At 46.7% G+C, this 20,365-nt stretch carries 17 protein-coding genes; all 17 read left to right on the top strand.

The window, feature by feature from the left end:
• The 17 genes from alsC to KQI_RS0107485 all read left to right on the top strand — a co-directional run bounded on the left by alsC (window position 1) and on the right by KQI_RS0107485 (window position 20,159).
• A complete protein-coding gene (gene alsC, locus KQI_RS0107565) occupies window positions 1-951 on the top strand; it encodes a D-allose ABC transporter permease (RefSeq protein ID WP_010346157.1) in 951 nt (316 codons plus the stop codon).
• A gap of 20 nt (window positions 952-971) precedes the next feature.
• Window positions 972-1,658, top strand: coding sequence for a D-allulose 6-phosphate 3-epimerase (gene alsE, locus KQI_RS0107560; RefSeq protein ID WP_010346156.1), 687 nt, complete (start codon window positions 972-974; stop codon window positions 1,656-1,658).
• 24 nt (window positions 1,659-1,682) lie between these two features.
• On the top strand, window positions 1,683-3,797 hold the full coding sequence (locus KQI_RS0107555; RefSeq protein ID WP_010346155.1) for a BglG family transcription antiterminator: 2,115 nt from the start codon (window positions 1,683-1,685) through the stop codon (window positions 3,795-3,797).
• Between the two features lie 108 nt (window positions 3,798-3,905).
• Window positions 3,906-4,841, top strand: coding sequence for an allose kinase (gene alsK / locus KQI_RS0107550; protein ID WP_010346154.1), 936 nt, complete (start codon window positions 3,906-3,908; stop codon window positions 4,839-4,841).
• A gap of 263 nt (window positions 4,842-5,104) precedes the next feature.
• Entirely contained in the window at window positions 5,105-5,740 is a 636-nt protein-coding gene (locus KQI_RS0107545) for a hypothetical protein (protein ID WP_010346153.1), read from the top strand.
• A 3-nt stretch (window positions 5,741-5,743) separates the two neighbouring features.
• Window positions 5,744-7,234: a type VI secretion system Vgr family protein gene (locus tag KQI_RS0107540; RefSeq protein WP_010346152.1), complete on the top strand. Its 1,491-nt coding sequence runs from the start codon at window positions 5,744-5,746 to the stop codon at window positions 7,232-7,234.
• 13 nt (window positions 7,235-7,247) lie between these two features.
• A complete protein-coding gene (locus KQI_RS0107535) occupies window positions 7,248-8,402 on the top strand; it encodes a pentapeptide repeat-containing protein (protein WP_010346151.1) in 1,155 nt (384 codons plus the stop codon).
• On the top strand, window positions 8,350-8,910 hold the full coding sequence (locus KQI_RS0107530) for an imm11 family protein (protein WP_241763867.1): 561 nt from the start codon (window positions 8,350-8,352) through the stop codon (window positions 8,908-8,910). Before KQI_RS0107535 ends, KQI_RS0107530 begins: the two co-directional genes overlap by 53 nt.
• Before the next feature lie 17 nt (window positions 8,911-8,927).
• Window positions 8,928-9,329 carry a DUF4280 domain-containing protein gene (locus tag KQI_RS0107525; protein WP_010346149.1) on the top strand — a complete coding sequence of 134 codons (402 nt, stop codon included), beginning with the start codon at window positions 8,928-8,930 and terminating at the stop codon, window positions 9,327-9,329.
• Between the two features lie 26 nt (window positions 9,330-9,355).
• Window positions 9,356-14,938, top strand: coding sequence for a DUF6531 domain-containing protein (locus tag KQI_RS0107520; protein ID WP_010346148.1), 5,583 nt, complete (start codon window positions 9,356-9,358; stop codon window positions 14,936-14,938).
• Between the two features lie 49 nt (window positions 14,939-14,987).
• Window positions 14,988-15,398 (top strand): hypothetical protein, encoded by a 411-nt coding sequence (locus tag KQI_RS0107515; RefSeq protein ID WP_010346147.1) that lies wholly within the window; start codon window positions 14,988-14,990, stop codon window positions 15,396-15,398.
• A gap of 69 nt (window positions 15,399-15,467) precedes the next feature.
• Window positions 15,468-15,890 carry a hypothetical protein gene (locus tag KQI_RS0107510; protein WP_010346146.1) on the top strand — a complete coding sequence of 141 codons (423 nt, stop codon included), beginning with the start codon at window positions 15,468-15,470 and terminating at the stop codon, window positions 15,888-15,890.
• Window positions 15,891-16,009: 119 nt separating this feature from the next.
• The gene (locus KQI_RS0107505) at window positions 16,010-16,918 is read left to right on the top strand and encodes a hypothetical protein (RefSeq protein WP_010346145.1); all 909 of its coding nucleotides are present in this window, start codon (window positions 16,010-16,012) and stop codon (window positions 16,916-16,918) included.
• 21 nt (window positions 16,919-16,939) lie between these two features.
• Window positions 16,940-17,452, top strand: coding sequence for a DUF6630 family protein (locus tag KQI_RS0107500; protein ID WP_010346144.1), 513 nt, complete (start codon window positions 16,940-16,942; stop codon window positions 17,450-17,452).
• Between the two features lie 184 nt (window positions 17,453-17,636).
• Window positions 17,637-18,560 carry a PLP-dependent cysteine synthase family protein gene (locus KQI_RS0107495; RefSeq protein WP_010346143.1) on the top strand — a complete coding sequence of 308 codons (924 nt, stop codon included), beginning with the start codon at window positions 17,637-17,639 and terminating at the stop codon, window positions 18,558-18,560.
• Between the two features lies 1 nt (window position 18,561).
• Window positions 18,562-19,698 carry a bifunctional cystathionine gamma-lyase/homocysteine desulfhydrase gene (locus KQI_RS0107490; protein ID WP_010346142.1) on the top strand — a complete coding sequence of 379 codons (1,137 nt, stop codon included), beginning with the start codon at window positions 18,562-18,564 and terminating at the stop codon, window positions 19,696-19,698.
• A 122-nt stretch (window positions 19,699-19,820) separates the two neighbouring features.
• A complete protein-coding gene (locus KQI_RS0107485) occupies window positions 19,821-20,159 on the top strand; it encodes a hypothetical protein (protein ID WP_010346141.1) in 339 nt (112 codons plus the stop codon).
• Window positions 20,160-20,365: the final 206 nt, after the last annotated feature.

Below are 20,365 nucleotides of genomic sequence, written 5' to 3'. Positions count from 1 at the left end.
ATGCAAAAATTCAACCTGATTTGGGAAAAGTACGGAACTTTCGGCATCCTGCTGCTGATTACACTGGGCTTGGGCATCGGCTCTCCCCAGTACTTTTTGACAACGAGCAATCTGACCCAGGTGCTGCTGCAGAGTGCGGTTACCATTTTGATCGGTGTTGGCGAATTTTTCACTATTCTAATCGCCGGAATTGATCTTTCTGTAGGCTCTATCATGGCGCTTACAGGTATGGTCTCCGCCAAAATGATGATTGCGGGCGTGCCGTGGCCGGTTGCGATCCTCATCGGCGGCGTTGTGGTCGGCGGGACTTTGGGCTGCTTCAACGGATTTTTGGTGAATAAAACAGGTCTGCATCCTTTTATTATCACACTGGGGACCCTGGCGATTTATCGCGGGCTTACACTGATCATCTCGGAGGCGGCACCGGTGTTCGGGCTTCCCCAAGGCTTCAAGAGCGGTATTGCTGGCTGGCTCGGGCCTGTTCCGATTCCGGTATTGATTGCCTTGATCGTAGCGCTTGTATTCATCTTTATTACGGTTAAAACCAAGCTTGGCCGCAACATTTTTGCACTGGGCGGCAACAGCCAGGCAGCCTGGTTCTCGGGTATCAACATCAAACGACATACGCTGATCGTATTCGTCATTTCTGGAATTTGCGCCGGCATTGCAGGCGTTGTATTGACCGCCCGCCTGGGGGCAGCGGAACCGCTGGCCGGTACGGGCTATGAGACGCAAGCGATAGCTGCGGCCATTATCGGAGGCACCAGCTTTTTCGGAGGAAAGGGCCGAGTCATCGGGGTCGTCATGGGCGGTCTGATTATCGGTGTGATTAATAACGGTCTGAACATTTTGAGTGTACCGACCTACTATCAGCAAATCGTCATGGGCGGTCTAATTATCCTGGCGGTGTTCCTCGACCGTCTCTTCGGAAGCAAAAAAGTGGCAGCCTAACAGACAGGAGTGAAAAAACGATGAAAAAGCATTTATTTTCTCCATCCCTAATGTGTATGAACTTGATGGATATTGAAAACCAGCTCAAGGTGTTGAACCAAAGAGCGGATATGGTGCACATAGACATTATGGACGGTCATTATGTCAAGAACATTACGCTCTCCCCCTTTTTTATGGAGCAGATCCGCGGGTCTTTAACAATACCGATGGACGTGCATTTGATGGTTGAAAAGCCTTCCGAATTTATCAAAATGATTATTAATGCAGGTGCCACTTATATCAGTCCGCACGCCGAGGTCATTAACAGTGAAGCCTTCCGTATGATTGATACGATCAAGAGTGCCGGCTGCAAGGCGGGAATCGCGCTTAATCCGGCAACACCACTCAGCCACATCCAGCACTACATTCACCATTTGGACAAAATCACCTTTATGTCGGTCGATCCGGGATTTGCCGGACAGAAGTTCATTCCAGAGGTGCTCGACAAGATTCGCGAGGCGAAGGCGCTCAAGGAAAAGCATGGCTATAACTATCTGATTGAAATCGACGGCTCCTGCAATGAAAAAACATTCAAGATACTGGAAGAGGCGGGGGTCGAAGTGTTTATCGTCGGAACGTCGGGTCTGTTCAACCTCGATAGCGACTTGAATAAGGCATGGGACCAAATGATGAAGCATTTCAATTCACAAGTGAACGCCAAAGTCTGAATATCCAGAAAAGGGAGTGGTTAAATGTCATTGGATGAGCGCAGTTCCAATATATTGACCAAGCTGCTTGGTTCCAGCTCCCATATTTCCATAAATGAGCTTACCTCTGCTTTTCAGGTATCCAAACGCACGATATATTATGACATCGAGAAAATCAATGATTGGCTAAAGGACAACAAGCTTTCTCCCGTTTATTATGTGCGCTCGGCAGGATTCCATCTCGATGAGGATACAAGAAAACAAGCACCGGACAAGTTCAGTAATATCCAGCAATGGAATTATGAGTACTCACAGAAGGAGCGCAAAGCGCTGATCGCGGTCTATATTATCGGACGAGAAAAGCGGGTGCAACTGGAGGATCTTATCAACCGCACGCGGGTCAGCCGCAATACGGCCATTGAGGATCTCAGGCTGCTAAGAAGTGAGCTGCAGGATTTTCAGACTACGCTGTTGTGTGAACGGCATATGGGCTATTACATGAAGGGCTCAGAAGAAAATATTCGCAAGGCGCTTACTCATTACCTTTCCCAGTTAACGGTTGATCTGGAATGGAGCAAGAGCTTGTTCACCGCGGATGACATTCAGCTGGACCGGCAGCCCGCTTACGGATTGTTCGAAATCGAGCAGGTGAAAAGCATTTACCTGTCATTGACATTGTACGAGCGTACCCTCAAGATCCGGTTTGCAGATGACACGCTGCGGAATCTGAGCATTCAACTATTTTATTTTCTTAGAAGAATGCTGCGGCGGCGAAACGTTAAGGTGGACGCCCATCTCCAAGAAACACTAAAGGATTCGGCTGCGTTCAGCGCTGCCAGCAAGACGGTTGTTCCTGTACTGGAGCGTCTGTCGGATCTGCCGATTCCCAGTGATGAAATCTTTTATTTAACGATGCATCTGCGGGGCGCAAAACTGCATGAAATGAAGCAATCCCGCAGAGATTCTTCTTCCTATGAGAAAATCAGGGATATTGCGAGGCGGATGATTGATGACTTTCAGCAGCAGGCCTGTATCGTATTTCAGGAGCGCGCAGGGCTGGAGGAAGGGCTGACCGTACACCTTCAATCCGCATATCACCGGATTCAGTATAATCTGGATGCTCCTAATCCCTTGAAAGAAATGATTCAGGATAAATATAAGGATGTTTACGTATTCACCTTAAAAGTAGTGCATCATTTCGAAATCGAAGCGGGCGTACATCTTGATGAAGATGCGGTAGCCTTTATTGCGATGCATTTCGGCGGATGGATGAAAAGAGAGGGCGTCCTGTTTCTGTCGCGGGTCACGGCAGTTGTCGTTTGTGCCAGCGGTATTGGAACGTCGCAGATGCTGAAAAAGCAACTACAGGAGCTTTTTCCGATGATCGATTTTATAGAAACGATGGCTATCCACGATTATGAGACGGCCATGCCACAGGCTGATTTTGTATTCAGCACTTCACCGCTTAGAAGCGGCGGCAATGAGGTGTTTCTTGTAAGCCCGATTTTGAGCGATGTTGAAAAGATCAACCTGCTTAAGAAAATCTATGCCAAATTAGGGACATATGACCATGTAGGCCAATCTATTGAGGGATTGATCAAGATCATCCGCAAACATGCTTTTATCCGTAATGAAGAGCAGTTATACGGGCAATTGCGGGATTATATGGCTCGCCAAGACTGGATTCGAATCGACCAGGCGCGGCGTCCGATGCTGAACGAGCTGTTGACGCCGAGCCGGATTCAACGGATGGATCGCGTGGGCAGCTGGGAAGACGGGGTTGCTGCCGCGGCCTGGCCTCTGCTGAAGGAGGGGGCCATTGCTGATTCCTATGTCGAGGCGATGGTTGAGAATGTGAAGCAGCGGGGGCCGTACATCATTATTGCGCCGCTTGTAGCGGTACCACATGCCGATCCGCTGTCCGGCGTTAATAAAACGGGGATCAGCCTTCTGGTACTGAAGGAGGGAATAGCCTTTTCAGAGCAGCCGGAGCATGAGGTACGGCTCATCTTTACACTGGCCGCGATGGATAATGAAACTCATCTTAGAGCTTTGTCCCAGTTCACCTCTCTGTTGACCGACGAAGGCAACATTGAGAGGCTGTTCCGCTCACAATCTACTGAAGAGATTATGGAGATCATCCTGCAGTATTCCGTATAGAAAGAGCAAATTAAGATACTACCAAGAGAGACAGGAGCCATTTGTATGAGAGCGATCGGGAGAGACCGCGCAGCGTTTCAAGGCAATTCGGATGGGAGATGCTAGCGTATGGACAACAATGAACGTATACAAGGGGGATACACCATCGGAATCGATATTGGCGGAACGAATTTTCGTATCGGGCTACTGTCCGAGATGGGGGAGCTGCGCCATTTTCATATCGAGAGCAGCCGTTTGTTATATGCAGAAGGGGAGCCCCAGGATAATCTGCGGAACTATATAACTTCTTATATTCAAAAGCATCCGGAGGCTGAGATTAAGGGGATCGGCATCGGCTTTCCATCCGTGGTCAGCAAAGACAAGAAGACCGTATATTCGACGCCGAATATTGAAGGCTTCAATCAGGTGAATGTGGTTGATCCGCTGGAGTCGGCGCTGGGTATCCCTGTTTATCTGGATAATGATGTGAATTTTCTGCTGCTGACCGAGATCGTCGCGCATAAACTGGAACGCCGAGGCATTGTAGTGGGCTTTTATCTTGGCACCGGCTTCGGCAACTCGATTTATTACGAGGATCACTTCATTGCTGGCAAGCATGGCTCGGCAGCAGAGCTGGGACATGTTCCTGTGTTGGGGCGGCAGGATTTATGCAGTTGCGGCAATCCGGGCTGCATAGAGCAGTATGCCTCGGGCAAGCGGCTGCGTGAGCTGCATGAGCTTCATTTTGCCGGAACTCCGTTTGGGGATATTTTTGTGAAGTATGGGAGTCATGAGGTTATTCAGGATTTTCTCGAAGCGGTAGCGGTGGCGATAGCTACAGAAATCAATATATTGGACCCGGATTACATTGTGTTGGGCGGTGGCGTACTGCATATGTCGGGATTTCCGAAAAAAGAGCTTGAGGCGAAAATATACAGCCGCGCCCGCAAACCCTTTCCCGCCGAGGGACTGAACTATATTTATGCTAAGGACAACCAGGAGGCTGGGGTCATCGGTGCTGCTTACCGTGCCTGGAGGGGGAATTCCCCGGCGGTTATAAAGTAATATCACGAAGAGGTCTATGCCGCTGGTCTGATCAGACTGGAACATAGCCCTCTTTTTTCGTTGTGGGCTTTTGGACATGGGTATTATCCCCTAGACGCTATACATTTTTGTGTATTAGAACTCTTCCAAAAACTAGCCCTTTGTACAATAGTAAATTTATCCTCTAAAGATTTAAAATGACATAGATAGACTCGGGAGACGGCACGTATGACTTACATAAGCTGTGAACATGACGAAAATACACGACAGAAAGCAGGGAGAACATGGGCCGAATAGACGAACAATGGTTGAAGATGATTGCCGAGCAGGAACAAAAAGAGAAACAGAAATCGGCGCGGAGCGCATTGTCTGGTGAGAACATCAGCTCTTCGATTCAAGAGGGTGAGCTTGTTATAGGGGATGAACGGATTCATTTTGAGTCAAAGGAGGTTGTGCCTGACAGGGTTTATATGTTTGTACCTGCTTCTTTTGTCCCATTGCCGGACGATTATGCCAAAATGAAATATCCGGCCGATCGTCGTCCACAAACGATATTTGCGGATGAGACGCTGGAGATTAATCTGACTGTGAATGCAACAAACAATCGATTGGTGAATGATGAGATGGAGTCGTTTGTAAAGGACCTCAGTACGATGCTGAAACGGATGCAGCCTAATGCCCGGTGGATTGGTGAAGGCGTTCGCGAGGTCGGTCAGCACAAGATGGGATTTTATGAATTTACAGTGCCCGTGCTGGATGGTGTGATGTATAACGGTATCTTTTTCATCGAGCTGGATGGGAAGGGAGTATTTTTCGGATTGAATTGTATGGAGCGTCATCAGGAAAAGTGGCAGCCTATTGCCCATGGAATCATGAATACCTTGCAAATTGTGGATGAAAAGGCAGAACAGGAGGTATAGCAGGTGGAACGAAACTACGCTACATATCTGGATCTTGAAATCACGCCGTTTGTATTTGATACCATTCAGGAGCTTGTCATTGTGAAGCAAATCAATGAGCACGCTACGCTCCGTTTGAAGGGAATCGTGCAGGAAGAACAGGGGACCCACTATCTGAAAATGAGCCATGCTGAACAAAATATTTCCGTGGGACTCAAGGGTGGCCAAATGGACGCGGCGATGCTGTTTCAAGGCATGGTTCGAAATATACAGGTTCATCAGGTGCGAAATGTGTATCACATCGAACTTGAAGCCGTGTCCTTGTCGTACAAGCTGGATGTTGTGCGAAAGGAGCGAACATTCCAGGATATTCAAATGACCTATACTCAGCTGATTGATCAGGTTGTACAGGATTACAGCGGCGCCCAAATGGTGGACGAAGCCTCGAATGGGGCTGTTATTGCGAAAGTCATTTTGCAGTACCGCGAAACAGACTGGGAATTTCTCAAGCGAATGGCCTCCCGTTTTTATACAGGTCTGATTCCATCCACTGCCTTTGATACCCCGAAGGTTCATTTTGGTCTTCCGTCCTTAGGCTACAAAGGGGAAGTGCGTGCTTTCCATTATCGTGTTCGCAAGCAAATGGAGCTTTTTCAGCAATCGGTGCGGGGACAAATTCCAGCTTTGCAGGAAAGTGACTGTATTTTTTATGAAGTGGAGACGGATCAGTGGCTTGATATTGGGATGGAGGTCAGCTTTGACGAGCAGCGGGTTGTCGTGTACGGGGTACGGATTGAAATGGAGGAAGGACTGTTAAAACCTGTATATACGTTGGCTTCGCGCTTGGGTGCCAGCCAGCAGAAACGATATAACATGCCTATTGTTGGCGTTTCGCTCCAAGGCAAGGTCATTGCTGTGGCCAAGGATTTAATTAAAGCACATCTGAATATTGATTCAGCCCAGGATGTGAATAAGGCCTTTTGGTTTCCTTACTCTACAATTTATGCTTCAGAAGACAACGCAGGTTGGTACTGCATGCCAGAGATAGGAGATGACATTCGCATTTATTTCCCTACGCACAAGGAGGAGGATGCGATTGCGATCAGCTCGGTCCAAAAGCCGGAGCCTGAAGGATCTCAAGGGAGTGGCGGCGGTGCAGCGGCAGCATCGGGGAGTAGCGGATCAGCCCAGGGCAATACCGGAGGCGGCGGAAACGACCCCATGCAAGACCCTAAAATCAAGACGATCAAAACAATTAACGGAAAAATGATCGTTCTCGCGCCGGATCACATTCTCATTACAGGAGACGGAGTGTCGATTCTCCTAAGTGATGCAGATGGAATTTCCATTACCAGCAGTAAAAATGTCAGTGTAAAAGCTACAGAAGAGGTGATCCTGACCTCCAAAAAAGTGACAATCTCGGCTCAGGAAAAAATAGAAATGACCTCGAAGGGAAGCTCGTTGATTCTGGAAGATTTGGTGGACATCAAAGGAACACAGGTACACCAAAACTAGGGGAGGAATGGCATTGCAGCAGCAATCTTTACAGCTATGGCTAAAGCAAGAAGTCGCATCCCGCCGGGAAGCGCTGATCCGTCAGCTCGGTACAGTAGTTCGTACCCGATTTCAAGACGACGGCTTTATCGAAGAATGGATGAAGCCTTTTCGCAGTCTGTGTATGAAAATGCAGGAGATGCAGTCAGCAGGCAATAAACGGCCTGTTGCTTATATACATGTCTCATGGCTGCGTTCTTGGCTGCGCCAAGGAAAGATGCTATGCAGTCTGGAGGCTTATGATGATACCTGGTATCTGGATCGGTCGTCCTGTATGGAGATTTTTGAAGTCCCTTGGCTTTCCGATCATGTAACAATGTATTATCAAGCGATTGAATCATCCCGCAAACTTGTGGACAAGAACATCCCGCATACCGAAAGCTTCCGTATTTTAATGGAGGACACGGCTATAGCGGGTCAATATGTCGTCCATATCGTTCGGGCTATAGCTTCGCGTATGGTGGCATGCGCAGAATTTCAGCAAGTCCTTCGCGCAGATGATTTTCGCATACGTGCCGGTGAATATATAGATTTAAGCGAGGATATTTGGGTCGAATTGAACGAATCAGCGGACGCTACAGCGGTGCGCCAACGGCTGGAAAGCAAGGATGGTTCACTTCACCGTTATCAGGATTGGCGGGGGCTGCATCTTGGTGGCGGGAACTACGAAAACAGCGATTTGGCCTACACCCATCTGGCAGGCTCCCATTTGTCTCACAGTTGTTTTCGAAAAAGTATTTGCGTTGGGGTTGATTTTAGCAATAGCCAAATGCAGCAGGTCGATCTGGCCCAAAGTGTGATTTATGATGCGAACTTCAGCGGCTGTGACTTGCAGGGAGCGAACTTTCAGGAAGCTGCTGGAGGGGAACCGATTATTTTGGAAGATCAAGTGCTGGGGAGTTTTGGTGTCAGCTTTGCTGGCGCCAATCTGCAGGATGCCAATCTGTTGTTTGCTGATCTTGCACATGCCTGTTTTCAGAACGCGAATATGAACGGAGCCAAGGTCATTGCTTCCCAGTCCGCCTCATGGTCACTTAGCGAGGAACAAAAACAGCAGATTATGTGGATGGAAGAAGATGAGCAGGGAAACTTTGTCCAAGTCCGTCACCTTGAGTATGGGAGGGAATGAGCCCGTGTACTATTTTCAGCTGCAACAGGACTCCCTTTATCAGCAGCCATTGTCCTTGGAGAAAGTGGGCCGGAATACCGAGTTTCAGGAGCGGAATCAATTTTTTGTGGATGAAAATAAGGGAGAACCGTTTTATCTCGATTATATGGAAGAACCTCGCTGGTTTGTATCTCATGCCATGAAGGAATGGCTTGAGAAATGTGACCCGTCCCTATCCTTTCAAGTGGCTGTTCTCACGGAGCGCAGCACACAGCAACAGCGCACGTATTGGCTTATGGAGCCCGCCCATGTGGAGTGCTTGTCCGAAAAGGCTGACGTAGATATGAACGGCAACTGCAAACGGCTTATTTTAAACAAGCGCAAGCTTAAAAGTGAACGTATTTTTCGTGTTGCCGGGCTGCGGGAAAATGTACTGATCATTCGTCTGGACATTTCTGAAAGTTTATTTCGGCGTGCTTTTACGGGATTTCAATGCATTCCGGTTGAATTTGATGAAACGATGGAATAAAAGGGGGAAGTTATTTTATGTCTAGTTTTAAAGCATTTGGCAAACCTTCTGATCCGGCAATAGAGGTCGGGGCCGATCCTTCCATAAGCTATGTGGTTAGAGGGGCGGTGCTGGAGTGTGAATGTGGCAGTAATCCGAATATTCTCAACTTGCCAATGTGTCATGGCGCTTATATTCAGGGCAAACCCTTGATGAATGTAGGAGATAGCAAAAATATAGCCAATATTCCCGCGACCTTTGGGGTCTGCGAAGCACTGGGAGAGCCGTGCCAGCCTCAGGTTAATATGGAGTGGCTGAATGGAAAAAACGATGTACTCATTGATGGAAAAGCCGTTCTGACCAGTGAATCCTATGTCATGTGCACGAAGCATCCGCAAGGGATTATTTACGTAGCCGATGATGGCCAGCAGAAAGGATAAGCAGACAGGATGAAGGAGGAATAAGCATGTTAACCAGCCAAACAGACCGCTTCTCTGACCTGACTGTGCAAAATCTGCTGCTCAAATGGCCTTACGGAAGGTTAAGGTTGGAAAAGGTAGAGCTGCGTCGTTTCCCGGGTGTTCACTCTACGCTTCGGTTGCAGGGCATTATGAGCGAGGAGGACAGCAAGGAGTTACTTCGGCATGGCAGCCACCGTGATCAGGCAGGCCTGTATTTAACGGTCACCGGGACAGGGGAATATCCATTATTTCTGGGACAGCTGCATGTGATTGACGTTAAGGCTGAGGGTGTACATACCGTATGTGTAGACATCATTTCACATAGTTATCAATTGGATATTGAACGAAAAAGCCGTTCCTTTCAAAAATCCGATATGCTTTACACGGATGTGCTGCACGAGGTGTTTCAGGCGCATTCAGGGTCGAGCTTTTTGGAAACGGATGCTTTTGAGAGGGGAGCGACGCTGGGAAATTTATTGCTGCAATACGAAGAGACAGACTGGGAATTTGTGCAGCGGGTTGCTTCGATTGCAGGAGCGCACATAACTCCGGACGTAAGCGATCATACGCCAAGAATCTGGATCGGAACCCCGACGGGAAATCGGCATTTACAATTAAAGGAAGGCTCCTATCGGCTTGAGCATCAACGGGATACCTTTCTGAATGCATTGGAAACACAGGGTGAGCAATTCAGCAATGAGGATTTTACCTGTTTTCAATTAACGACGAATCAATGGCTGGAGCTGGGCTGGGAAATTGAATTTGACGGACGTGCGTTTGTCATTGCCGGCGTTCAGGGACAGCTGAATAAAGGTGTAATGGAGTTTGACTATACATGCACGACTCCGGCAGGCTTTCGTACCAATCGTCGTGATAATGAAAATCTGGCTGGACTAGGCATGGAGGGAAAGATTCTGGCTATAGGCGTGAAGAAGGCCAAAGTCCATCTGGATATTGATCGGGAGCAGCCGGAAAATGAAGCGGTATGGTTTCCGTACTCTTCGCCCACCAGTAATATTTTTCATGCGATGCCACCTGTCGGTTCACGGATCAAGCTGTATTTTCCCACTTCTGTTGAATCTGATGCGATGCTCATTAACTCGGTAAGAACCCCGTTTTCCGCACAAGGAGAATCGGCTCAAAAAGCAAATCAAAAAATGGCGGATTCGACGGTCAAATCCTTTTCAACTGGCGGGGGCAAAGAGTTTGAACTGGGAACCACCGATATTTCGTTTACAGCCAAGGAAGGAGCCTTACTTTTTAACATTAGTGAAAAAGACGGGATTACGTTTCTGAGTGATAAAGATCTCGTGGTCATGGCTCCTGAGGAAATTCGTTTTACCGAGATGAAAGCGTTCCGCGTACAGGCGGAGGAAGAGCTATGGCTAGTGGCCGGAAACAGCAGCTATATGATGTATGATGAGACTGAAATCATGGGCCCGAATGTAATCATGACGGGGACGGAAAAACAGGCGTATGAAGCGTTGAGTGATCCTGCAGCAGAACAGGCCAAGAGTGATAAGGAAAAAGATTCTTTTCTTGAGAACCTCGGTACGGCTCTGGATGTACTAAGCATGGTGCCGGGCTTGGGAACCATTGCGGGTGCAGCAAGTGCCGTGGTCAGCCTATGCCGTGGAGATTTTCTGGGTGCAGCGCTGTCGATTGGTTCCATGATCCCGTTTGGCGGCTCTATGTTTGGTGCGGCGAAGCTGGCGGCCAAGGGAGCTGCCAAGGCGGTAGCCAAGACGGTCGCGAAGGCAGCGGTCAAAGCCGGCGGGAAGGTGGCCGGCAAAATAGGCCGGGCTGCGGCGAAAAATGCGATCAAGCTGGGCAAGAATACGATGAATAAGGTGCTGGCAGGCGCGCGAAAGCTCAAGCATCAAGCCGATGAGCTCCAGAAGCAGCTGGCCAAGCGTATGGATGACATGCAAAAAGCAATTGCGGAACGAAGTAAAAGTTTAATGAAAAAAGCGTTGGAAAAATCGGGTGCCAGCAAACGGCTTACCCAATTGAATCATAAGGTGCTGAGCAAGTTTAAATGCACTAAGGGGTTGAAAGATAAATTTTGCCAATGGGGATTCGAGCCTGTGGACCTGATCACCGGACGTATGATGAGTGAAGCCAGTGATTTTGAATTCCCGGGTCCTGTACCGCTATCTTGGGAGCGACGCTGGATTAGTGACAGTCACCATGAAGGCTGGCTGGGGCATGGCGTGCATCATGTGCTGGATATGCGCCTGGAGGTGCTGGATGATTGCATCGGTGTGCTGCTTGGAGATGGACGAGCCGCTACGTTCGAGCGCCTGTACCATGGCCTGACGGAGACGAGAAACCCGATCGAGAAAATGGTATTGCGCCGTCAAGGTGCAGGATATGCGCTGACAGAGGAAGAAAGCCGCTTGACTTATTCGTTTGAAAAACAAACGGGAAAAGAGAGCGGATTTCGTTTGGAACGGATCGAGCTGGAGACCGGGCGGCATATTGCATTAGCTTATGATGAAAAAGGCTTTTTACAGCAGGTGACAGATAGTGTAGGCCGGATTTTTGAAGTTGATACAGACCTTATTGGGCGAATCACCTGTGTTGCTCATGTGTATGTGCCGGGAAACAGCCGTAAGGGTGAGGTTCACAAGCGGGATGTATTGGTTCAGTACGCATACAACGAAGCTGGCGATCTTGCTGCCGTGACGGATGCGCTTGGACAAACAACGTATATGTACTATGACCGTCATTTGATGATCCAAAAGAAGGACCGCAACGATTATAGCTTTCATTGGCGTTATGATGGTCCTACCACTGGAGCGCGGTGCATTCATACCTATGGAGACGACGGGTTGCTGGAAGGACGTATTGCCTATTTTAATGGATGGAATGAGGTCACCAACAGTCAAGGTCATGTAACAAGGTATGAGTATACGCCAGAATATTATTGTACACGTATCCTGAATCCTCTGGGCGGTGAACTTCGCTACGTGTATAGCGATACCGGAGAGCTGCTTCGCATGGAAGGTGAGGATGACCGGGTGACAGGCTATGCGTACGATGCATTCGGTCGTATGGTGGAAGAGATACAGCCGGACGGAGGCAAGTGGCAGTATTCGTATGACTCAGACGGGCGCTTAAAGCAGATGACTGATCCAGAGGGAAGGTTACGAAGCTGGATTTATGATGTCCACGGACGTCTGGTCCAATCTATTGCAGCAGATGAGACGGTTACCCGTTTTGTCTATGATGAACAGCATCGCATCCGTGAAGTGCACAATCCGCAAGGCGCCATCACGGAACTGGCATATGACGAGCAGGATAATCTGGTCAGGGTGACCCTGCCGGATGGTACGAGTGGACAATGGAGCTACAACCAGCGTGGAGAATGTGAGCAGGAGATCAATCCGCTGGGCGCCAAGCAATGCTTTGTCTATGATGCACTGGGACGTGTGGTGCGGACCGAAATGCCAGACGGTAATGTCTTGAAGCTGCAATATAACGCATACGACGATATCGTTTTGGCTGAGGATCATCTGCACCGGGTTGCATTTGGACATACTCCGCTGGGAGACATGAAGTGGAGCGAGCAAAAGGGAAGACGGATAGAGCTCGTCTATAACCAGGAAGATGAGCTGATCGAAGTCGTCAATGAGAAGCGTGAGCGTTATACCCTCGAACGGGATGCGAACGGGCAAATTACGCGTGAGACAGGTTTTGACGGGATCGAAAGGCAGTATATTCGCAGTGCTGGCGGACTATTGCAAAGAGTTGAGCGTCCCGGCGAAAGATGGACGAGCTATGAATATGATCAAACAGGTCGTATCAACCGCGCCGAATATAGCGATGGCCTGCTAGAAACGTTTGTTTATAACCGCATGGGCGAGCTGGTAGAAACATCGAACCCATTCACTACCGTGAAGCTGGAATATGATCAGGCTGCACGTGTGGTGAAGGAATGGCGGGATGACTACTGGATATCAAGTCAATATGATACGCTAGGGAATCGGCTGCAAATCAGCAGCAGTCTCGGCGCGTCCATCACCATGGAGCGTGATCTGTTAGGACAAGTCAGCCGGGTGCAGGCACAGCAGACTGCGGACAAAGCAGAAACGGCAGCAGCCCCTTGGATGGCTCAGATGAAATATAATGCGCTTGGACAGGAACTGGAACGTCTGCTGCCAGGCGGAGTGGTCAGTTCATGGCAGTATGATGTGGTTGGACGGCCGGAGCAGCATAGCATCAGGACAGGGGGCCGCGAGAGCCGATCCAAAAAATATGAATGGGACGTCAACAATCGTCTTAAAACGATTGTTAATGGGATCACTGTCGAGAAAACGAGGTATGCTCATGATGAGTTCGATACCTTGATCGGTGCTGCGAATCCGTTCGGCAAAATATTCCGTATGTCCGATGAAGTGGGCAATTTATACACCACAGGTCAAAAGACCGACCGCAAATACGGCCCCGGCGGACGGCTGCTAGAGTATGAAGGGATTCATTACAGCTACGATGAAGAAGGAAACCTGATCCATAAAACAGAGCCGGATGGCACACACTGGCAATACGAATACTACGGTAACGGAATGATGAGCAAGGTCATCCGCCCGGACGGTCAGGAAGTTACATTTAAATATGACAGTATGGGCAGGCGAATTGAGAAGCATTTTGCTGGTGTGGTAGACTGTTTTGTGTGGGATGGAAATAATATACTGCATGAATGGAAAGAGGAGGATTCATCATTAGCAAGCAACCGGAATGGTGAGCTAACGAAAAGCATTTCATCCTCCGTTATCCCTGAAAGCCTTATTACATGGGTGTTTGAAGACGGAACATTCCATCCTGCCGCGAAGATTACGGGACAAGGCAGCTACAGCATTGTGACCGATCATCTTGGAACTCCGGTTGAAATGTATGATGAGGCCGGAAGTCGGGTATGGGCAAGCGAGCTTGATATCTACGGAAACGTGCAAAAAGTTCATTTGCAAGGCAAGCGCGGCGACTGTCCATTCCGTTACCCTGGACAATACGAGGATGAAGAGACAGGGCTGTATTATAACCGGTTCAGGTATTACTCTCCGCATGAAGGAATGTATACGCAGCAGGACCCGATTCGCTTAGCTGGAGGAATGCGGCTTTACGGGTATGTGCTTGATTCACTAACCTGGGTCGATGTTTTTGGACTAGCAAGGAATAGGAACAATCGTTCAGATATATTTATCCGTTATGTATCAGAGAAAGAAGTACTAGATATTAGAAGCAAAACGCCCCACGTACTTGTTCCAAATGTACTGAATGGTAAAGTTACACGAGGGGGCAAGTGGATATCGTTGCAAGGCAAAGGCCGTGACCCTAAAGCATTAGGGCAAAAGCATGGCTCGCATGATTGGCAAATAACGATGGAAACCAAGCCAGGGACTCAAGCATGGCTCGAATCCAAGGGTATCGATTATGATCACATGATTGGTGGAGAATCCGATAATTTAAAGAGTGTATTCATAAAGTCTAACGAAGCAGGATCGTATGGGATTGGAGCTGACTTGTTAGATGATTTTAATAGCAGAGTAACAAAAATGGATATCAAAAAAATAAAGTGTAAAAAATGATGAGTAAGCAATGTAATAACCGTTATAGAAAGAAAAGGAGGTGTGTAATTTGATTGAAAATAGAAGGTACGATGAATTCCTTAAAGAGATTGACAAGATATCAAAGAAGATCATAGAACATGATAGATTGGAATATAATGTCGAAGAATTCAAAGAAAATTTTTTTCGACAATCTTCGCATTCCCCGGATAACTTAGAAAGTATGGCATATATTGAATATGGTGTAGTAAGAAAAAAAGACATGCAGAATCGAAAAACTTTTGGACTAAAGGTAAAGGATAAAGACATCCTTATTTCTGATATCATGTTTTTTTTGGAGAATCAAAGTGTAGTATCTAAATGTATTCAGCAAGAATACCCTGAATTAACAACTGCTGAAATAGATGCAGTACTACGAGTGATTTCAATAAGTATGATGGGATTGGATTGCCAGCAATTTGGGCTGGAAGATGACTTGTAATGAACATAATGGCCCTATTGGGAAAGCATGCCGGATAACTTATGGATTGTATTGGGAGGAATATTTACTATGTATATCATAGGGTTTCTAATTGAAGAACTAGATCATGATTACGATGAAGTAACCGTAACAATAGGCTATAAAAGTATTGAGTACAAAACCTTTGTAGAGAAATATTTGTCTATGCAAGCCTCTTTGGCACGAGAGGAATGGTACTGTTTTTGGGAAAAAGAGGAGTCAATAAATTTTGAAATTTTCACGGGTTACCCAAATATTGTAGATGATAAAGAGATTGGACTATCTGGAGGCTCATATGGGTACTATACAGAGAACTACCAAAGGTTTTCTTTTTTTGAGGATAATATATTTAAGGTTAGACAAGAGGATTGCTCCTTATTTGAAAGAGCTCTAGAAGATGAAGTAATTGCTATTTTGAAGCCACTAGAGAGTCAATTTGTTTTATATAACGTTATAAAGAAGGATTTAATATAAAATAATTAGATTTATTATGAAATGGTTATAATCTAAATTTTGTGAGAAGCTATCTCTAATTAACCACTTGGTTCTTGGAGATAGCTTTAATTTATATATAAATAGTAAGGTGTGGCAAGATGACAAGGAAAATCGTAAGAATATATCCTGCTTATGAAACGAGGAATGACGAGTTGGACTACTCAGTGTATACAAAATATTTCAATAGAGCTATTAAGGAATATAAAGAGACTATAATTCCACAAGAGGAAATTGAAGGAATTTTACTTGATGTCAAAGAAGACATTGATGAAAAGATTATGGATAAGGAAAGAAATGAACTGGCATTAGCCCTTGGTTATTTAATAGGTGTACATCTCGAACAAAACGCAAAAAATAAAATTTTGAATGGAGAAGCGGAAGCATGGAAGTTGATAGAAAAACAGATCATATGGCTTGTACAAATTATTAAAAGCGTACCGAATAGTGGAAGAGTAAGTGCCTGGCAACTTGGAGGTCTTATTGGTTTATCAGTGCTTTGGGATTATGAAGATATAGCCGAGTCGACCTATGAGTATGCAAGCAAATTATTTGCAAAGGATCTTGAGTTCTATGCAGAAAACAAAACACATCATGTGTTCATGACATGCTTATATCATAAATGGAAAACAGGGCAAATGCCGCCCTTGTTTGATATTTTACCTGAGGATCATGTTTATCAGCGGTTGCTGAAGCACTGGAATGATTCTGAGAAATTAGAGGAGTTGCTTTACGAAGTATGTGACTTTCATATTTATAGTGCGAGTGACACACCAAAGAAATCCAAAGAAATACTGTCTTTTGTGCATATTCCATACGATATTTATTGCATTCAAATGGTTAGGGAACAGGAAGGATTAGAGACACCTTCTATTAAACATCCTCTTCTCCAAACGGCTTTAGGACATATTCCAAAAGAGAGACCCGGCTATGATGTGGACGCAGATGAAATCTTACAATATGTTCTCCAGCATGAGAAGGTTCCCGACTGGCAGCGGATTATTAGATAAGGGGAAAGGAACAGGCAGCTTATGAACAAGGCAGCGATGCTGAAACTTAGTGAAAAGCTGGCGTATGATCTGAAGGAGAAGGTTCTGGAAGATGTAAAGTTGGCGTTGGAAGAGCCTGAAAGTTACTTTGAACGATGCGAAGATCGGCTGAATGAAAGAGGAATAGAGGTTTCCGATAGGACCTTTGTTTGGATTGCACTGGTTGACGTCCTGCTTGAGTATGATTTAGCTTTTGAAATGGATTGGAAAGAAAAGGGAACCTACGTCTGTGATGTGATCGACGGTCTACTCGTGAGAAAATATTTTCCTTTAGTGAATTGGGAAGAGCTTGAAGGGAAGGATTACTCCGAATGGACCACCGAAATGTTTCTGAATGAAGCAGCAAGACGGTTGAAAAGCATTGCTGTATCCCTTGCCTATCTTGACATAGATAGTGACAGCTTTGTTCTAATTACAGTTCCAGAGATTGAAATAGAGAGCATCAAGCAACTGTCCCAAAAAGCAGGATTTACAGTCGAGGATTCCTTCCTGTAAACCCCTCTAGGGGCAAGAATGTTGCTATTTGACAAATGCTTCAATTATACATAAAATCTTATTGCATAAATACTTAGCGAATTACTGTGTTTTCGGACAAGGGAGTAAACTTTTCCGGCAACACCCTGCTATTTTTTGACCACTGGTTTATTAGGATTCGTTATTTAAAAGGAGCTTGAAAATTATGAATGTATATCGCAGCACCCTTGAGCTTATTGGACGCACGCCATTAGTGGAGTTGAACAGCTATTCTCTACCGAGGGGAATTCGTTTGTTCGCCAAGCTGGAGTTTATGAATCCGGGCGGCAGTGTGAAGGATCGGGTGGGTAAGGCTCTTATTGAAAAAGCATTAAAGACGGGTCAGCTGAAACCAGGCGGGACTGTAATTGAAGCAACCGCAGGCAACGCAGGTATCGGCCTGGCTATGGCGGCGCTTCATTATAACATCTCGGTTATTTTTACTGTGCCTGAGAAGTTCAGCCAGGAGAAACAGGATCTGATGAGGGCGTTGGGTGCGCGTATCGTTCATACTCCGACAAGTGCGGGGATGAAAGGAGCCATCGAGAAAACGAAGGAACTGGCTGCTGAAATAAAAGATGCATATTTGCCACGTCAATTCAGCAATCCGGATAATCCAGAGGCATATTATACGACAATGGGCCCTGAAATTTGGAACGATCTGGACGGTAAAGTGGACGTATTTGTGGCAGGAGCAGGGTCGGGAGGCACATTTATGGGAACCTCGCGTTATCTTAAGGAGCAAAATGCAGCTATTAAAACGGTCATTGTGGAACCGGAAGGGTCCATTTTGAATGGCGGCGAGTCAGGTTCGCATAAAACGGAAGGAATCGGCATGGAATTGATCCCCGAGTTTATGGATAAAGGGTATTTTAATGCCATTCATACCATTAGTGACGTGGACGCATTTAACCGGGTCAAGGAACTGGCAGAGCGTGAAGGGATTCTCGTCGGCAGCTCCTCCGGTTCAGCCCTGCATGCTGCTTTACTGGAAGCAGAGAGCGCACCGGATGGTGCACATATCGTTACCATTTTCCCGGATAGCAGCGAACGTTACCTGAGCAAAAAAATATACGAAGGTGGGATATAAAATGAAGCGCAAAACAAAACTGATTCACGGCGGGCTCCCTACCGATCCTCATACTGGCGCGGTTAACGTTCCTATTTATCAGGTAAGCACTTATGAGCAAGAGGAGATCGGCGTTCATAAGGGCTACGAGTATTCGCGTACAGGCAATCCGACCCGGTTTGCGCTGGAAGAGCTGATCAAGGAATTGGAGGAAGGCAAGCGCGGCTTTGCTTTCGGTTCCGGTATGGCAGCGATTCATGCGGTATTTTCCTTGTTTAAAGCAGGGGATCATATTTTATTGACCGATGATGTATACGGAGGCACTTATCGTATTGTAAGCAAGGTGCTTAGTCGGATCGGGATTGAGTCCACATTTGTGGATACGACCGATCTGGAGGCCATTTCCAAAGAGATCCGTCCAAATACGAAGGCATTGTATGTTGAAACACCAACGAATCCGTTGTTGAAGGTTACAGATATCCGCGCAGTTTCGGAGCTGGTGAAAAAGCATGAGCTTTTGTTGATTGTGGACAATACATTTGCCACTCCTTATTGGCAGACGCCAATTAGGCTTGGAGCGGATATTGTTATTCACTCTGCCACCAAATATTTGGGCGGACACAGCGATGTTGTAGCCGGGCTGGCTGTAGTAAACAGTGAAGAGCTGGGCGAGCAGCTTCATTTTCTGCAAAACGCCATTGGCGGTATTCTCGGTCCGCAGGATTCCTGGTTATTGATCCGTGGTATCAAAACACTGGGTTTGCGTATGGAAGCGATCGAGCAAAATGCGAAAGAAATAGCAGCCTTTTTGGAAAAGCATCCGAAGGTTAGCAAGGTGTACTACCCTGGACTGGCAAGCCACGCGCAGCATGAGTTGTCCAAAACACAGGCTGACGGCTTTGGCGGCATTATTTCCTTTGATGTAGGCAGTGATACCAATGCGGTAGCACTCCTGAAAAAGGTGAAATATTTTACGCTGGCTGAGAGCTTGGGAGCAGTAGAAAGCCTGATAAGCGTTCCAGCGCGTATGACCCATGCCTCCATTCCGGCAGAACGCCGTGCAGAGCTGGGCATTACGGAAGGTTTGGTGCGGATTTCGGTGGGGATTGAAGATCTGGAGGATTTGATCGAAGACTTGCAGGCAGCATTGCAGGACTAAAAAACGTAAAAGGTCAAGAGAGGTGGCTGAGGCTGTCTCTTTTTTTGTCTAAAAACGTTGCTTTTCCACAAAAGCCGAGTATAATACTCGGTAATAGGATGTATCATAAGGAGAGATAGCGTATGCAACGGGCAAAAATACACAGTTACCTGCAGGTAGATGACTATTTGGATCTTCTTAATTATGCGAAACAATTACATGATATAAAGTGGCAACAAGAGCTCAAGGAAGCCTTGCAGCATCATTTGCAGGAGAACGGCAAGGAGACTAAGGATTCTAAAATTAACGCGCTATGGCGGCATTTTGACCTGATTAACGACAGGCTGATGGAGCTATTTGATCTTTTACGGAAGAGTAATAACGCGGCGGAGCGAAACTCGTGGAGCGAACAAATTTGGGAGCTGAAATTGGAACGAATCAAGTTGGAAAAGCAAATACAAGCGAGCTATTCACATATATAAACATCAGCATAGAAGGTTATGAGTAGACCCAAAAGGCATGCAGTTGACACTGCAATGCCAAGAATTCGCGAAAACAAGTAGCAAGCTCAACTAAATATAGAAATTTTAGTAACGAAGTGAAGCGCTCTGCTTTCTTCGTTTTTTGTTTATACACAGCTTCTTTTTTTGGAAAAAACAGAGGAGTAAACAGAGAGGATAACGAATAG

This window comes from Paenibacillus peoriae KCTC 3763 (assembly GCF_000236805.1).
Taxonomy (GTDB): Bacteria; Bacillota; Bacilli; order Paenibacillales; family Paenibacillaceae; genus Paenibacillus; species Paenibacillus peoriae.
Note: the sequence above shows the minus strand (reverse complement) of the source record. Positions and strands in the feature narration are given on the sequence as shown.

What these genes read in the sequence shown, in the direction of transcription:
- KQI_RS0107510 (WP_010346146.1), top strand. Translation starts at nt 15,468, where the DNA reads ATGTATATCATAGGGTTTCTAATTGAAGAACTAGATCATGATTACGAT.
- KQI_RS0107555 (WP_010346155.1), top strand. Translation starts at nt 1,683, where the DNA reads ATGTCATTGGATGAGCGCAGTTCCAATATATTGACCAAGCTGCTTGGT.
- KQI_RS0107545 (WP_010346153.1), top strand. Translation starts at nt 5,105, where the DNA reads ATGGGCCGAATAGACGAACAATGGTTGAAGATGATTGCCGAGCAGGAA.
- KQI_RS0107500 (WP_010346144.1), top strand. Translation starts at nt 16,940, where the DNA reads ATGAACAAGGCAGCGATGCTGAAACTTAGTGAAAAGCTGGCGTATGAT.
- KQI_RS0107495 (WP_010346143.1), top strand. Translation starts at nt 17,637, where the DNA reads ATGAATGTATATCGCAGCACCCTTGAGCTTATTGGACGCACGCCATTA.
- KQI_RS0107530 (WP_241763867.1), top strand. Translation starts at nt 8,350, where the DNA reads ATGAGCAGGGAAACTTTGTCCAAGTCCGTCACCTTGAGTATGGGAGGG.
- KQI_RS0107525 (WP_010346149.1), top strand. Translation starts at nt 8,928, where the DNA reads ATGTCTAGTTTTAAAGCATTTGGCAAACCTTCTGATCCGGCAATAGAG.
- KQI_RS0107505 (WP_010346145.1), top strand. Translation starts at nt 16,010, where the DNA reads ATGACAAGGAAAATCGTAAGAATATATCCTGCTTATGAAACGAGGAAT.
- alsE (WP_010346156.1), top strand. Translation starts at nt 972, where the DNA reads ATGAAAAAGCATTTATTTTCTCCATCCCTAATGTGTATGAACTTGATG.
- alsC (WP_010346157.1), top strand. Translation starts at nt 1, where the DNA reads ATGCAAAAATTCAACCTGATTTGGGAAAAGTACGGAACTTTCGGCATC.
- alsK (WP_010346154.1), top strand. Translation starts at nt 3,906, where the DNA reads ATGGACAACAATGAACGTATACAAGGGGGATACACCATCGGAATCGAT.
- KQI_RS0107485 (WP_010346141.1), top strand. Translation starts at nt 19,821, where the DNA reads ATGCAACGGGCAAAAATACACAGTTACCTGCAGGTAGATGACTATTTG.
- KQI_RS0107520 (WP_010346148.1), top strand. Translation starts at nt 9,356, where the DNA reads ATGTTAACCAGCCAAACAGACCGCTTCTCTGACCTGACTGTGCAAAAT.
- KQI_RS0107490 (WP_010346142.1), top strand. Translation starts at nt 18,562, where the DNA reads ATGAAGCGCAAAACAAAACTGATTCACGGCGGGCTCCCTACCGATCCT.